Source organism: Thermomonospora cellulosilytica, from assembly GCF_014138835.1.
GTDB classification, from domain to species: Bacteria; Actinomycetota; Actinomycetes; order Streptosporangiales; family Streptosporangiaceae; genus Thermomonospora; species Thermomonospora amylolytica.
This window is the reverse complement of sequence record NZ_JACJII010000001.1, coordinates 3,990,078-4,003,023: the sequence shown is the minus strand read 5'-3', so window position 1 is coordinate 4,003,023 and position 12,946 is coordinate 3,990,078. Positions and strand designations below refer to the sequence as shown.

General features: G+C 75.2%; 17 protein-coding genes. 14 read left to right on the top strand and 3 right to left on the bottom strand.

Features of this window, described 5'->3' with window-relative positions; all coding sequences use genetic code 11:
- Nucleotides 1–359 precede the first annotated feature (359 nt).
- The 5 genes from HNR21_RS18830 to HNR21_RS18810 all read left to right on the top strand — a co-directional run bounded on the left by HNR21_RS18830 (nucleotide 360) and on the right by HNR21_RS18810 (nucleotide 5,508).
- The gene (locus HNR21_RS18830; protein ID WP_182706224.1) at nucleotides 360–920 is read left to right on the top strand and encodes a hypothetical protein; all 561 of its coding nucleotides are present in this window, start codon (nucleotides 360–362) and stop codon (nucleotides 918–920) included.
- Nucleotides 921–1,004: 84 nt separating this feature from the next.
- Nucleotides 1,005–3,095, top strand: coding sequence for a DUF6421 family protein (locus HNR21_RS18825; protein ID WP_182706223.1), 2,091 nt, complete (start codon nucleotides 1,005–1,007; stop codon nucleotides 3,093–3,095).
- The gene (locus HNR21_RS18820) at nucleotides 3,092–3,769 is read left to right on the top strand and encodes an SDR family NAD(P)-dependent oxidoreductase (protein ID WP_312881099.1); all 678 of its coding nucleotides are present in this window, start codon (nucleotides 3,092–3,094) and stop codon (nucleotides 3,767–3,769) included. Before HNR21_RS18825 ends, HNR21_RS18820 begins: the two co-directional genes overlap by 4 nt.
- Nucleotides 3,750–4,802, top strand: coding sequence for a threonine aldolase family protein (locus tag HNR21_RS18815; RefSeq protein ID WP_182706222.1), 1,053 nt, complete (start codon nucleotides 3,750–3,752; stop codon nucleotides 4,800–4,802). The genes HNR21_RS18820 and HNR21_RS18815 overlap by 20 nt, the downstream gene beginning before the upstream one ends.
- Before the next feature lie 79 nt (nucleotides 4,803–4,881).
- Nucleotides 4,882–5,508, top strand: coding sequence for a peroxiredoxin-like family protein (locus HNR21_RS18810; RefSeq protein WP_246442243.1), 627 nt, complete (start codon nucleotides 4,882–4,884; stop codon nucleotides 5,506–5,508).
- Here the strand turns inward: HNR21_RS18810 and HNR21_RS18805 are convergent.
- A complete protein-coding gene (locus HNR21_RS18805; protein WP_119730946.1) occupies nucleotides 5,462–6,076 on the bottom strand; it encodes a TetR/AcrR family transcriptional regulator C-terminal domain-containing protein in 615 nt (204 codons plus the stop codon). The genes HNR21_RS18810 and HNR21_RS18805 overlap by 47 nt on opposite strands.
- A 127-nt stretch (nucleotides 6,077–6,203) precedes the next feature.
- The gene (locus HNR21_RS18800; protein ID WP_119730947.1) at nucleotides 6,204–6,398 is read right to left on the bottom strand and encodes a DUF5302 domain-containing protein; all 195 of its coding nucleotides are present in this window, start codon (nucleotides 6,396–6,398) and stop codon (nucleotides 6,204–6,206) included.
- Between the two features lie 142 nt (nucleotides 6,399–6,540).
- Here HNR21_RS18800 and HNR21_RS18795 point away from each other — a divergent pair, with 142 nt between their 5' ends.
- Genes HNR21_RS18795 through HNR21_RS18770 form a run of 6 tightly spaced genes read left to right on the top strand, consistent with a single transcriptional unit; the run spans nucleotide 6,541 to nucleotide 9,668 of the window.
- Nucleotides 6,541–7,287, top strand: a complete 747-nt coding sequence (locus HNR21_RS18795) for a hypothetical protein (protein ID WP_182706221.1) — start codon at nucleotides 6,541–6,543, stop codon at nucleotides 7,285–7,287.
- A complete protein-coding gene (locus HNR21_RS18790) occupies nucleotides 7,284–7,856 on the top strand; it encodes a MauE/DoxX family redox-associated membrane protein (RefSeq protein WP_182706220.1) in 573 nt (190 codons plus the stop codon). Before HNR21_RS18795 ends, HNR21_RS18790 begins: the two co-directional genes overlap by 4 nt.
- Nucleotides 7,856–8,383: a thioredoxin domain-containing protein gene (locus HNR21_RS18785; RefSeq protein WP_119730950.1), complete on the top strand. Its 528-nt coding sequence runs from the start codon at nucleotides 7,856–7,858 to the stop codon at nucleotides 8,381–8,383. The genes HNR21_RS18790 and HNR21_RS18785 overlap by 1 nt, the downstream gene beginning before the upstream one ends.
- A complete protein-coding gene (locus HNR21_RS18780; RefSeq protein ID WP_182706219.1) occupies nucleotides 8,380–8,928 on the top strand; it encodes a hypothetical protein in 549 nt (182 codons plus the stop codon). Before HNR21_RS18785 ends, HNR21_RS18780 begins: the two co-directional genes overlap by 4 nt.
- Nucleotides 8,919–9,092 carry a hypothetical protein gene (locus HNR21_RS18775; RefSeq protein ID WP_182706218.1) on the top strand — a complete coding sequence of 58 codons (174 nt, stop codon included), beginning with the start codon at nucleotides 8,919–8,921 and terminating at the stop codon, nucleotides 9,090–9,092. The genes HNR21_RS18780 and HNR21_RS18775 overlap by 10 nt, the downstream gene beginning before the upstream one ends.
- Before the next feature lie 48 nt (nucleotides 9,093–9,140).
- Nucleotides 9,141–9,668, top strand: a complete 528-nt coding sequence (locus HNR21_RS18770) for a hypothetical protein (RefSeq protein WP_182706217.1) — start codon at nucleotides 9,141–9,143, stop codon at nucleotides 9,666–9,668.
- Here the strand turns inward: HNR21_RS18770 and HNR21_RS18765 are convergent.
- Nucleotides 9,665–9,985 (bottom strand): cupin domain-containing protein, encoded by a 321-nt coding sequence (locus HNR21_RS18765; RefSeq protein ID WP_182706216.1) that lies wholly within the window; start codon nucleotides 9,983–9,985, stop codon nucleotides 9,665–9,667. The two genes, HNR21_RS18770 and HNR21_RS18765, sit on opposite strands and share 4 nt — an antisense overlap.
- A gap of 92 nt (nucleotides 9,986–10,077) precedes the next feature.
- On the opposite strand from HNR21_RS18765, the gene HNR21_RS18760 reads away from it, so the two are divergent.
- The 3 genes from HNR21_RS18760 to HNR21_RS18750 are packed head-to-tail and all read left to right on the top strand — an operon-like array spanning nucleotide 10,078 to nucleotide 12,923.
- On the top strand, nucleotides 10,078–11,127 hold the full coding sequence (locus HNR21_RS18760) for a lysylphosphatidylglycerol synthase transmembrane domain-containing protein (protein ID WP_182706215.1): 1,050 nt from the start codon (nucleotides 10,078–10,080) through the stop codon (nucleotides 11,125–11,127).
- Between the two features lie 13 nt (nucleotides 11,128–11,140).
- The gene (locus tag HNR21_RS18755) at nucleotides 11,141–11,632 is read left to right on the top strand and encodes an RNA polymerase sigma factor (protein WP_220500211.1); all 492 of its coding nucleotides are present in this window, start codon (nucleotides 11,141–11,143) and stop codon (nucleotides 11,630–11,632) included.
- Nucleotides 11,625–12,923 (top strand): VOC family protein, encoded by a 1,299-nt coding sequence (locus HNR21_RS18750; RefSeq protein ID WP_182706213.1) that lies wholly within the window; start codon nucleotides 11,625–11,627, stop codon nucleotides 12,921–12,923. The genes HNR21_RS18755 and HNR21_RS18750 overlap by 8 nt, the downstream gene beginning before the upstream one ends.
- The last annotated feature ends 23 nt before the right edge of the window (nucleotides 12,924–12,946 follow it).

The following is a 12,946-nucleotide window of genomic DNA, read 5'->3' as shown; positions in this document are numbered from 1 at the left end:
CTGCGTCCATGAGGGGGAGTTGCCAAGGTGTTGTGCCTGACCTGTCAACGTGTGCGGCCCGCACTGAATCCGGCGGAGTACACCGCCGGCCGGGCCCTGCTGATCACCCGCCACGGGCTGTGCTGCTGCGCCCACACGGTGCGGTCCGTCCCGCCGCGGACCCCCGCGGTCCCCGCGGCCCCCACGGCGGCCACGGCTCCCGCGGCGGCCGTGCGGTAGGCCGCCGGCCGGATGCGGCCGAGGTCACACGACCTCGACCGGAACGCCCGAAAGATCCCGGTCGTCTCACAGTCGTTCGCCTAGAGTGGAATTAACCCTCCGGCCGACTGCGGTTCACCCCTGAGACACCTGGAGCGCCCATGCCCCCGTTCCTGCCTGCTCTGGTCCGGCGCGCGGCCGGCGAGATCGAACGGCTGCTGTCGTCCGCCGTCGAGCAGGGACAGGACATGATCGCACAGGCGCAGCACCACCGGGCCGAGATCGACCGGCTGCGGGCCGAGGCCGCGGCCCAGCGCGAGCGCGCCGACCGGCTCGAGCGCGCGCTGGCCGAGCAGTCCGCCGGGCTGGAGGCGGTGCGCCGGCAGGTGGGGGCGCTGGTCTGCGATCTCAACGAGCGGCTGCTGCCGCAGCTGGACGCGCGGATCCACGAGTCCGAGCAGGACGTGACCCGGCTGGCCACCCGGATGCTGCGGGCCGGGCAGGAGGCCGAGCGGCAGCAGTCCCGGCTGGCCGCCGCCGAGCAGCGGCTGGCCGATCTGCGCGAGCGCACCGGCCGGCTGGAGCAGCGGACCGGGATCTGGCGGGAGCTGCAGGCCAACGTGGCCCGGCTCGGCGAGGACCTGGACCGGCTGCGGGCCGCCGGACGCCCGGTCGACCTGCCGGGCGCCGGTGGGCGGAACGGTCACGAAGTCCACCCATAACGGCGACACGCCACAAAATTTGCGTTCATAGCACCTCTAACCCGTAAGATCTCCGCATCTGATCACGGGTTGTGGAGGTGCTGCATGCGTGGCTTCGCCCGGGTGCTGTTCGACGAGGCGCATCGGGAGTCCTGGAGCATCCGCGGGGACGTCGTCGCCCGGATGAACCCCGCCCATCCCGCCGACAGCGGCTATCTGCGGGCCGCCGCGCTGCTGCGCGACCGCGGCCACCGGATCGTCCCGCACGCCGCCGGGCCGCTGGACCGTTCCGCGCTGGACGGTCACGACGTGCTGGTGATCGCCCATCCCGCCGAGGACCGCTGGGAGCGCACCACCGGGGTCGGCGAGCCGGTGCTGTCGGCGGCGGAGATCGACGCGATCGAGGACTTCGTGCGCGGCGGCGGCGGGCTGGTCGTGCTGGCCGAGTGCGAGCAGGGCAAGTACGGCAACAACCTGGCGGACCTGCTCGCCCGGTTCGGCGTCGGGGTGACCGACACGACGGTGGTCGACCCCTCGGCCGCGCACCGGGGCGTGGCGTCGTGGGTGCTCGCCGAGCCGGTCCGCGACCCGGACGCCCCCGAGGACCTGCTGGCCGGGGTCCGTTCCGCCTGCTGCTACCGGGCCGGCGCCCTCACCGTGGACGGCGGCACCGGGGACGAGGCGCGGGTGCTGCTGCGCTCCTCCCCCACCGCCGATCCCGCGGGCGCCCCGCTGGCGGTGGCGGTGCGCGCGGGCCGGGGCCGGGTGGTGGCGTTCGCCGACTCCGACCTGTTCGGCGACGACTCGATCGGCGACCTGGACCACGCCGTGCTGTGGGCGAACGTGGTGACCTGGGCCGCCGGGGAGCCGTCCGGCACCGCCGAGCCGCACCGTTCCCCCGCCGAGGCCCACCCGGCGTGGGCGGCGCTGAAGGCGGCGGTGGAGGAGCTGCGCCCGCTGCAGGCCGACGACGGATCGGTGGCCCCCGAGCACCGGCAGGCCGCCGCCGGGCTGGTGGAGCGGATCGCCGGGCACGTCGGGGAGTTGGCCCCGCTGTTCCCGCACGACGCCGCCTACCTGGAGGCGGTGCGGGCGGACCTGCGGCGGTGGGCCGGGGACGGGCTGGGCGTTCCGGACTTCCTGGACTCCCTGAACGCCTTCCAGCCGCAGCTGAACCGCCAGGACGGGCTGGAGCACCTGGTGGTGTTCCCGATGTACACCCAGAACGGCAACCCCGCCCGCAACCTGGAGGCGGTGCTGCTGCGGGTGGTGTGGCCGGACTGGCTGGCCGAACTGGAACGGTCCCGTTTCGACAACCCGATGTTCGTGCCGGTGGCCTTCGTGGACTTCACCGCCGGGTACGACACCGACTCGGCGGTGCTGTTCCCCGAGACCGTCGCGGTGCGGGAGACCCCGCCGCGGTTCACCTGGGGCGCGATCTTCTGCGACCGGGAGGCGGCGCGGTTCCGCCGGGTCGGCAGGGCCGCCGCCGAGGTGCTGCGGCTGTCGCTGCCGCCGGACGCGGCGCGGCTGGTGGCCGGGCAGGACCTGGCCCGCGACGCCTTCGTGCTGTGGGACCTGATCCACGACCGCACGCACAGCCACGGCGACCTGCCGTTCGACCCGTTCATGATCAAGCAGCGGATGCCGTACTGGCTGTACGCGCTGGAGGAGCTGCGCTGCGACCTGACCGCCTACCGGGAGACGCTGGCGCTGGACGCCGTCCCGCACGCGCCGCTGGTGCGGTACGCGATCCTGTTCGACCGGCTGTTCCGGTTCCCGATCACCGGGCGGCGGGTGCGCAACTACGACGGGCTGGGCGGCCAGCTGCTGTTCTCCTACCTGCACAAGAACGACGTGCTGCGGTGGCGGGACAACCGGCTGAGCATCGACTGGCCGCGGGTGGACGGCGCGGTGACCGACCTGGCCGAGGAGATCGACAAGCTGTACCGGGACGGCATCGACCGGCCCCGCCTCGCCCACTGGCTGGCCGCCCACGACCTGGTATCACGGTACGTGGAGCCGCATCCGGCCTCGGTGTGGGCCAAGGGGGTGGACGCCCTGCCGGTGGACGCGCCGCCGAAGGCGTGGACGGACGCCGTGCTGCCGGACGAGTTCCCGCTGAGCATGTTCTACGAGGCGCTCCGCAAGAAGCTCGGCGACGTGATCGCATCGACGAGGGGGATCCGCGGGTGAACGACAAGGTGATCGTGGTCGCGGGGGCGGCCGGGCCGGCCGGGCGGGCGACCGTGCGGCGGCTGGCCGAGGCGGGGGCCCGGGTGATCGCCGCCGACGTGCGGGCGGTGGTCTGGGACCTGCCGGGGGTGGAACCCGCGGTGGTGGACCTGCTGGACGCCGAGGGCACCCGGGCGTTCGCCCGCCGGGTGGTCGGCGAGCACGGCGGGGTGGACGGGCTGGTGCACCTGGTGGGCGGCTGGCGGGGCGGCAAGACGTTCGCCGACACCGACCTGGCCGACTGGGCGTTCCTGCACGACCTGCTGATCCGCACGCTGCAGCACAGCACGCTGGCGTTCTGCCGGGACCTGGCGCGCTCGCCGCACGGCCGGGCGGTGATCGTGTCGCAGCCCGCCGCCCGGCGGCCCGCCCAGGGCAACGCCGCGTACGCCGCCGCCAAGGCCGCCGCCGAGGCGTGGATGCTGGCGATGGCCGACTCGCTGACCGGCACGGACGCGGCGTCCACCATCCTGGTGGTCAAGGCGCTGCTCACCGACGAGATGCGCGAGCGGAGCCCGGACAAGGCGTTCACCGGCTTCACGCACGTCGACGAGCTGGCCGATGTCATCGCGGGCCTGTGGGACAGGCCCGCCGCCGAGCTGAACGGGAAAAGGCTTGATCTCACGGTTGCATGACCCCGCCGAACGCGGCTTCGCCAGCGACAACTACGCCGGCGTCCATCCGGAAGTCCTCACCGCGCTGACCGTCGCCAACGAGGGCCACCAGACGGCCTACGGCGACGACGTCTACACCGCCCGGCTGCGGGAGGTGATCCGCCGCCACTTCGGCGAGCAGGCCGAGGTGTATCCGGTGTTCAACGGCACCGGCGCGAACGTGGTGGGCCTGCAGGCGATGGCCGACCGCTGGTCGGCGGTGATCTGCGCGGCACAGGCGCACATCAACACCGACGAGTGCGGCGCCCCCGAGCACGTGGCGGGGCTGAAGCTGCTGCCGGTGCCGACCGAGGACGCCAAGCTCACCCCCGAGCTGATCGACCGGGAGGCGTGGGGCTGGGGCGACGAGCACCGGGCGCAGCCCCGGATCGTGTCCATCACCCAGTCGACGGAGCTGGGCACGGTCTACACGGCCGAGGAGGTCGCGGCGGTCTGCGCGCACGCCCACGACCGGGGGATGCTCGTGCACATGGACGGGGCGCGGCTGGCCAACGCCGCCGCCGCGCTGGGCCTGCCGCTGCGGGCGTTCACCACGGACGCGGGCGTGGACGTGCTGTCGTTCGGGGGCACCAAGAACGGCCTGCTGCTGGGCGAGGCGATCGTGGTGCTGAACCCGCGGGCGGCGCACGGGCCGGTGTTCCTGCGCAAGTCCTCGATGCAGCTGGCCTCGAAGATGCGGTTCGTGTCGGCGCAGTTCCTGGCCCTGCTGGAGGGCGATCTGTGGCTGCGCAACGCCTCCCACTCCAACGCGATGGCGCGCCGCCTGGCCGAGGCCGTGGGGAAGGTGCCCGGCGTGCGGATCACCCGGCCGGTCGAGGCGAACGCGGTGTTCGCGGTCATCCCCCGCGACGTGGCCGACCGGCTGCGCAAGCGGTTCCGCTTCTACACCTGGGACGAGCACACCGGCGAGGTCCGCTGGATGTGCTCGTTCGACACCACCGAGGAGGACGTGGACGCCTTCGCCGCCGCCCTGGCCGAGGAGATGACCGGCTGAGTTCCGGGCCTCCCGATCGTAGGTGTACGAGGTACGCTCATTGTAGGCGTACAACGCACACCTACCTTGGGAGGCCGCCATGTCCGCCATGCCCGTCATGCCCGCCCGTCCCCCGTCCCGCCGGATCGCGCCCGGCACCGTCGTGGCGGCCCGTGAGCTCGTCGCCGTCGGCGGCGAGCGGGTCCCCGTCCCCGATCCGGGCGGCCTGGTCCACCTGCAGTTCCGCCGGTTCGCCGGCTGCCCGGTCTGCAACCTGCACCTGCGCTCGATCGTGCGGCGGCACGCGGAGATCACCGCGGCGGGGGTGCGCGAGGTGGTGGTGTTCCACTCCTCCGCCGAGGAGCTGCGCCCCCATGTCGCCGATCTGCCGTTCGCGGTGATCGCCGATCCGGGCAAGCGGCTGTACGCCGAGTTCGGCGTGGAGGTCTCGAAGCGGTCGCTGCTGCATCCGCGCGCCTGGCGGCACATCGTGCGGGCGGTGGCGGCGGCGCTGCTGCGGCGCGACCGGACTCCCTCGTTGCGGCCGGAGGGCGGGCGGCTCGGGCTGCCCGCCGACTTCCTGATCGACCGGGACGGGCGGGTGCTGGCCGCCAAGTACGGCGAGCACGTCTACGACCAGTGGCCGGTGGAGGAGATCCTGCGGCTGGCGCGGGCCGCCGTCAGCCCGGGGACATCCCCCGCAGCACCAGCTCCAGACCCCGCCTGAACTCCTCGTCGGGCGTGATCGGCCGGGCGTGCCGGGCGGTGTCGGCCAGCAGGGGGAACTCCTCGTCCGGCAGCGCCGCCAGCGCGGCGGTGCCGGGGCCGCCCAGCGGGCCGAGCCGCATCAGCGCCAGCGACCCGAACAACTGGCCGAGCAGGGCGCGCAGGGCGATGGCCCGCCGCTCGCCGGTGAACCCGGCCTCGGCCAGCACCCCCAGCAGCGCCTCGGCGAACCGCATCGCGTTCGGGGCGGTGTGCCGGTGCACCAGGGTCAGCGGCACCGCCGCCGGATGCGCGTCGATCGCCGCGCGGGCCCGCTCGCACAGCGCCATGGCGCGCTCCCGCCATGTCGGCGCGGCGGGCGGCGTGACGTCCACCGCCGCCAGCATGTGGTCCACGACCAGGCTCTCCAGATGCTCCCGGTCCTCGACGTAGCGGTACAGCGCCATCGTGCTGACGCCGATCTCCTTGGCGACCGCCCGCATCGTCAGGCCGCCCAGTCCGTCCCGGTCGATGACGGCCAGGGCCGCCGCGGCGATCTGGGCCTCGGTGAGCGACCGTGGACGTGGCATGGCCCGTGAGCCTAGCGGGCCGGCCACGCGTCAAGGGCCCGCCGGGGCGCACGGGCCGGAGACACGCCCGCGTGGCCGTGAGCGAGGAGGCGGGGACGCCGGGGCCGGCGTCCCCGCCCGGTGGCGGTCAGCCGCTCTTGCGGCGGAACTGGCGCTGGCCCCTGGCCGGGCCGTGGGCGGAGCCGCGGACCTTGGCGGAGCCCTTGCCGCCGGAGCCGACCCCGCTGTCGGCCTGCGCGCCCTGTTTGCGTTGCAGGGCCTCGCGGAACTTGCGCTTGATGTCGTCTTCAGAGCCTTCCGGCTGCGTCGCGTTCTCGGCCATGGGGACCTCCCGATCGGTGGCGGACTCCTACAGCCTTGCACGCCGGGGGCGCGTTCACCCGGAGGCCGAAAGCACCCTCTCCTACCCTTAGCGACGGAACGAACATGTACGATCACCCTCTGTTCTACGGAAGGGGGCGACCATGACCGCGACGGGGCTGCGGGAGGTCATTCACCGGACGCTGGACGGCACCGTGGTCAGGCTGGCCGGGGACCTGGACCTGAGCGCTCCCTACTCGTCGGTGGTCCGGCTGGGCTTCGTGCGGCGGCTGCACGAGCTGACCTCGGTGGACCGGGCGTTCGTCGTGGACTGGGTGCGGACCCTGGGGGTGGACCGGCTGACCGAGGAGTACCGGATGCAGGGCGGCCGGCTGCGGATCGGGGCCGGCGCGGTCCGCGACGAGAGCCTGGCGGACTTCCCCGCGCGGCAGGAGCGCGCCGTGACCGAGCGGGTGCTGGCGGCGGTGTGGGAGGGCCGGCGGCACGCGGTGTGCGCGCACCTCTACCACGCCCGCCCGGCCGACGCGATCCGGCTGTTCGCGGCGGTGCAGATCACCGAGCACCCGGAGGGCGTCGCGCTGATCCCGCGGACCCGGCACGGCGCGGTGATCGCCGAGACCGCCTCGCTGGCCAAGGACATTCCGGGGATCGGCCTGCTGGAGATCAGCCCGCTGAACCGGGAGACCGCGCGCCTGCTGCCCGCCCACCGCGGCACCCGGCTGCGCACCGGGGAGCTGTACCGCGACACCCACGTGGACGGCGGCGTGTACTTCGTGATGGCCACCCCGACCGCGGTGGTCACCGTGCTGCCCGACGAGCGGGAGGCGCCGCACGCGCCGACCCGGCTGAGCCGGCTGGCGGTGTCCGCCGTCCCGGAGGAGACGCCGTGATCGCGGCGCTCGCCGGGGTGGCGGCGTGCACGGTGGCGGGCGTCCTGCTGCTGGGGTTCGCCGAGCACCTGCGCGCGCCGCGCGCGCTGCCGGGGGCGCTGGCCGCGCACGGCACGGTGCCGCTCCCGCTGGTGCGCCCGCTGGCGGTGATCGTCGTGGCGGTGGAGGGGCTGCTGGGGGCGGCGCTGACCGCCGGGCTGGCGACGGGCGCGGACCGGCTGCCGGGGCTGCTGGTGGCGGCGGGAGTGCTGCTGGCCGTGTACGCGACGTACGCGCACCGGCTGCGACGGGGCGCGCGGGGCCGGGCGGTGCCGTGCGGATGTTCGGGGGCCGACACCGCCGTGAACGGCTGGGTGGTGCTGCGGGCGGGCGTGCCGTCGGCGCTGGCGCTGGCCGCGGCGCCGGTCTCGGGGGCGGTCGTGGTCCCGGCCGCCTCCGCCGCCCGGTTCGCCGAGGCGGCGCTGGCCGGGGCGGTGTTCGCGGTGCTGTTGTGGGCGCTGCCGGAGGCGATGGCCCGCCCGGCGGCCGAAGGGGGCGGAGGAGGCCGGGGAGGCCGAGGAGGAACGTGATGGGCTTCGAGACCACCATCCTGTTGCTGACCTGGGCGGCGATCGCGCTGCTGGCGTTCGTGGTGGCCGGGCTGGTGCGGCGGGTGCACCTGCTGGCGAGCGGGGACCGCCCGGCCGATCCGGGACCGGCCCCGGGCACGCCGGCCCCGCACTTCGCGCGGCTGGCGCCGGACCCGGCGGCCGAGCGGACGCTGCTGCTGTTCCTGGACGCCGACTGCGGGGTGTGCCCGCAGGTGCTGGCCGAGCTGCGGGCGATCCGCGCCGGGCAGGACCGGCCGCCGCCGGCCGCCGCGCTGTACGCGGGCCGCGCGCCCGAGGAGCCGGCCGGGCACGTCACGGTGCACGCCGGGGAGGCGGGGCTGTTCGAGGACTACCGGATCCCGGCGGTGCCGTTCGCGGTGCTGGTCGACCGGTCCGGGCGGGTCCGCGCCGCCCGCCCGGTCGGTTCGCCCGGCGCGCTGCGGGACCTGCTCGCGGACTCCTCCGGATCCGGCCGCCCGGCGACGGCGCCGGGGAGGCCGTCGTGAACGGGCGGATCCCGGTGGAGGACGTCGTCCCGCTGCGCGGGCCGGTGCCGCGGGGGACGCCGCGCGCCCGGCGGCGGATCCCTAAGGCCGGGCGGCGGGCGACGCGGCGCTCGGTGCTGGGCGGGGTGGCCGCCGCCGGGTTCGGGCTGGGGATGACGGTGCTGGGGGTGTTCCCGGCGGCCCGCGAGGTCCCGGCCGACGAGTTCGACGAGTACTACGAGATCAAGCCGCTGCCCTGCCCGTCGTACGCCGCCGGCCACGACTGCTCGCCGGGCTGCGGCCCGAGCCGGGTCTGCGCCTCGTGCTGCCGCACCTCGGGCGGGCGGCGCGGCTACCACCACTCGAGCGTGTCCAAGCCGAACCACAAGCTGCGGCCCGACATGTGCCACGGCGGGTGGGCCGACGGGTGGCTGTGGAAGTTCAAGGGCAAGTGCGGCCCGTGCCCCGAGTACCGGACGTACCGCTGCCATGACGGCTGGCGGCGCAGCGGCCCGGACAGCCCGTACTACCGGACGATCTGCCGCTGGACGGTGGCGTGCGAGTAGCGTCCGGGAGCGCCGGGCCGGTGCGGCGGGCGGCCGCCGACCCGCTGGTCCCCGTCCTGCTGCTGGCGATGGCGGCGGTGGCGCTGGCCGCCCGCGACAGTATGGTGCTGGGCTGGGCGGCGGTGGGCGCGCTCGCCGGGTACTCGCTGTCCGGGTCGGTTTGAACGCACAACAGCAACGCCGTGCTGTTCTCGCCAGGTTGGCGGGCCTCGTTGGGGCAGGGCTCCGTCCTCGCCCTCTTCACCGCGGGGCTGCTCCTCGGGGGCGCCCTGTCGGGTCTGGTGGTGTGGCTGCTGTCGGGGCTGTCGGAGCCGATCCCCGAGACCGGCCGGGCCGCCGCCGTCGCCGCCGTCGCGGTGGCGGGGGTGCTGCGGGAGTTCGGCGTGCTGCGGCTGCCGCTGCCGCAGAACGCCCGGCAGATCCCGCAGGACGTGCTGCGGATGCGGCCGCGGCTGGGCCCGGTGCAGTTCGGGTTCGAGCTGGGCACCGGGGTGCGCACCTACGTGTCGTCGTCGGCCCCGTACGTCGCGGCGCTGGCGCTGCTGCTGAGCCATCCCGCCGCGCGGGTCGCGGCGGCGGCCGGGCTGGGGTTCGGGGTCGGCCGGGCGCTGACGGCGGCGACCGTGCTGTGGAGCCGTGACCCCGGGTGGAACGCCCGGGCCGCCGTCCGGATGCCGCTGCTGACCAGGCTCGCCGTCACGGCGCTCGCCCTGGCCCTGCTCCTCGCGGTGACCCGCTAGCCGGCGGTGCCCTCGGCGGGGGCGAACATCACGCAGATCACCAGGTCCTCGGTGACGTCGTGGAACCGGTGCTCCTCGTGGGCGGGCACGTACAACACGGTGCCGGGTCCCACGGGCACCGTCCGGTCACCGCCGGTGAAGCGGCCCCGCCCGCTCAGGACCACGTAGATCTCGTCCTCGGTGTGCGGTCCCTGCGGGTCGGCTCCGCCCGCGGGGATCGAGTAAGTGCCCACGCTCAGCGCGGGAACGCGCAGGTGCTCGACGTAATGGGCGGTGCCGTCGGGGGCGGCGAAGCGGTCCGCCGGGATGATCTCCATACCGGCCATCATGGCAAGAACCTCGCCTCGCGTTCGCCCGGCCGGAAACGTCCGGTCGTGCAACCTTCAACAGAACCCGGATCATGTGAGCCGTGGGATCCGTACTGCCCGCCGTGGCACCGACAGTCTCCTTCCGTTCCCGCCGCCCGGTGGTCGTGGCCCTCCTCGTGCTCGCCCTCGTCCTGGTCGTGGCGTGCACCGGGACCGCCGGGAAGGTGTGGGCGTGCTTCGCGGCGCTGGCGGACGTGCACTGGGCGTACCTGGTGGTGCTGGCGGTGCTGTCGGTGCTGCACTACGTGCTGGCGGCGATCACGCTGCGGGCGGCGGCCGGGGCCCGGACCCCGCTGGGCGAGACGGTGCTGGTGCAGTTCACCGCGGCGGCGGCCAACCGGGTCACCCCGGGCGGGCTGGGGGCCGCCGCCGTCAACGTGCGCTACCTGTCGCTGCACGGCATCCCGGCCGCCCGGGCGGTCACGCTGGTCGCGGTGATGCAGGTGGCGGGGGCGGTCGCCGACGCGCTGGTGCTGCTGGCGATCGCGGCGCTCAGCGCGGGCGGCGGCGCGGCGCTGGGCACGCTGGCCTCCCGGGCGGCACAGGCGGTGGGCTCCCTGCCGGTCGTTCCGGCGGTGCTGCTGGCCCTCGTTCCGGCCGGGATCGCCGTGCTGTACGGGCGGCGGGCGATGCGCTCCCCGGCGCTGCGGCACGCCGCCGCCGGATGCGTCGACCTGGTCCGCCGTCCCCGCGACCTGTGCCTCACGCTCACCGCGTCCGGGGCGACCACCCTGGTGATGGCGGTGGCGCTGGCGGTCAGCGCGCTGGCCGTGCCGGGCACCGGGGTGACGCCCGCCGACTTCTGGGTGGTGGTCGTGGCCTACCTGGTGGGGGCCGCCGCCGGGGCAGCGCTGCCCTCCCCCGGCGGGGTGGGCGGCACCGAGGCGGCGCTGACGGCGGCGCTGGCGGCGATCGGGGTGCCGGCCGCCCCGGCGCTGCAGGCCGTGCTGCTGTTCCGGGCGATCACCTACTGGGCCCCGGTGCCGGTCGGGCTGGCCGCCGCGCGGACGCTGGCAAAAAATCGGGAACACCCCGTCGGAGAACCGGCCCGCCGGACGATGGAGGGGTGTGAGCCGACCGGGACAGCTTGAGCCGGACCCGGGCGTGGCGCTTCTGGACCTTTACGACGAGGCGCTGCCCCAGGTCTACGGGTACCTGCTGTCGCGCTGCGGGCAGCGGTCCCTGGCCGAGGACCTGACCGCCGAGACCTTCCTGGCGGCGGTGGAGGCGGTGCGGCGGCGTCCGCCGCCGGCGCTGACCGTCGCCTGGCTGGTCGGGGTGGCCCGGCACAAGCTGGCCGACCACTGGCGGCGCACCGCCCGGGAGGAACGCGGGCTGCGGGTCGTGGGCGACGAGCCCGGCGACCAGGCCGACCCGTGGGACGACCGGCTGGACGCCATGCTGGCCCACCAGGTCCTGGCGGAACTGGCGCCGCACCACCGGGCGGCGCTGACGCTGCGCTACCTGGACGGCCTGCCGGTCCCCCAGGTGGCCGCGCACCTGCACCGCACCGTGCACGCCACCGAGGCGCTGCTGGTGCGGGCCCGCGGCGCGTTCCGCAAGGCCTACGCGAGGAGGGAGGGACGCGATGTCTGACCCGTCGGCCGATCCCTTCGAGGCCCTGCGGGAGCCGGTGCGCCCGGTCGACCCCGACCCGATCTTCGCCGAGCGGCTGCGCGAACGGCTGCGGCGCGCTCTGCTGGAACCCACAGGAGGCATCATGACCACCGGCACGATCATCGACAGGCCCGCCGGGGCCGCGACCGGCGAGGCCCGGCTGCACACCCTGAACGCCTACCTGACCGTGGACGACGCGCGGCGGGCGCTGGAGTGGTACCCGCGGGCGTTCGGCGCGCGGGTGCTGGGCGAGCCGACCGTGATGCCCGACGGCCGGATCGGGCACGCCGAGCTGGCCGTGGGCGACTCGGTGTTCATGCTCGCCGACGAGTGGCCCGAGCTGGCGCTGGCCGGGCCGCGGGCGCGCGGCGGGGCGAGCGTGTCGCTGTACCTGCGGGTGCCGGACGTGGACGCGGTGGTGGACCGCGCGGTCCGGGAGGGCGCGACGCTGGACCGGCCGGTCGCCGACGCCCCGTACGGCCGCAACGGGGTGGTGTACGACCCGTTCGGCCACCGCTGGATGATCATCACCCCGGCGCCCGAGGAGGCCGCGGCCGGGCCCCGGCTGCGCACCGGCGACATCGGCTATGTCTCGCTGTGGGTGCCCGACGTGGAACGGGCCGCCGCTTTCTACCAGGCCGTGCTGGGCTGGCGGTACCAGCCGGGCAGCTCCGAGCAGGGCCGCATGGTCGAGGGCCTGTCGCAGCCGATGGGCCTGTGGGGCGGCCGGGAGCACCGCACCCTGATGCCCTGCTTCGCGGTCGAGGACGTGCACGAGGCGGTCCGGCGGATCCGCGACGCGGGCGGGGAGGCCACCGAGCCGCGGACGGAGCCGTACGGGCGGGTGGCCGACTGCACCGACGACCAGGGGATGGCGTTCGCGGTGTTCGAGCCGGGCGAGGGCGGACGCGCCCCGGCGGACCGGCCCCGGCACGGGGAGATCTCCTACCTGACCTTCGAGGTGCCGGACTCGGCGCGGTTCCGGGCGTTCTTCGGTCACGTGCTGGGCTGGGAGTTCGTGCGCGGCCGGGTCGAGGACGGCTGGGAGGCCCGGATCGACGGGACCCCGGTGCGCTACATGGTCGGCCTGCAGGGCGGCCACGAGCGTCCCGCGGTGGTGCCGATGTACGCGGTCGACGACATCGACGTGGCGGTGCAGAACGTCCGCGCCGCCGGGGGCACCGCGACCGAGCCCTCCCGCGAGTCGTACGGGATGAGCTCGTACTGCTCCGACGACCAGGGGACGCGGTTCTACCTGGGACAGCACTGAGGCCCCGCCCGGGACGGCGCCGA

Excerpts from the sequence above, each read along its gene's own strand:
- HNR21_RS18830 (WP_182706224.1), top strand. The coding sequence starts at position 360 with ATGCCCCCGTTCCTGCCTGCTCTGGTCCGGCGCGCGGCCGGCGAGATC.
- HNR21_RS18825 (WP_182706223.1), top strand. The coding sequence starts at position 1,005 with ATGCGTGGCTTCGCCCGGGTGCTGTTCGACGAGGCGCATCGGGAGTCC.
- HNR21_RS18810 (WP_246442243.1), top strand. The coding sequence starts at position 4,882 with ATGTCCGCCATGCCCGTCATGCCCGCCCGTCCCCCGTCCCGCCGGATC.
- HNR21_RS18805 (WP_119730946.1), bottom strand. The coding sequence starts at position 6,076 with ATGCCACGTCCACGGTCGCTCACCGAGGCCCAGATCGCCGCGGCGGCC.
- HNR21_RS18800 (WP_119730947.1), bottom strand. The coding sequence starts at position 6,398 with ATGGCCGAGAACGCGACGCAGCCGGAAGGCTCTGAAGACGACATCAAG.
- HNR21_RS18795 (WP_182706221.1), top strand. The coding sequence starts at position 6,541 with ATGACCGCGACGGGGCTGCGGGAGGTCATTCACCGGACGCTGGACGGC.
- HNR21_RS18785 (WP_119730950.1), top strand. The coding sequence starts at position 7,856 with ATGGGCTTCGAGACCACCATCCTGTTGCTGACCTGGGCGGCGATCGCG.
- HNR21_RS18765 (WP_182706216.1), bottom strand. The coding sequence starts at position 9,985 with ATGGAGATCATCCCGGCGGACCGCTTCGCCGCCCCCGACGGCACCGCC.
- HNR21_RS18750 (WP_182706213.1), top strand. The coding sequence starts at position 11,625 with ATGTCTGACCCGTCGGCCGATCCCTTCGAGGCCCTGCGGGAGCCGGTG.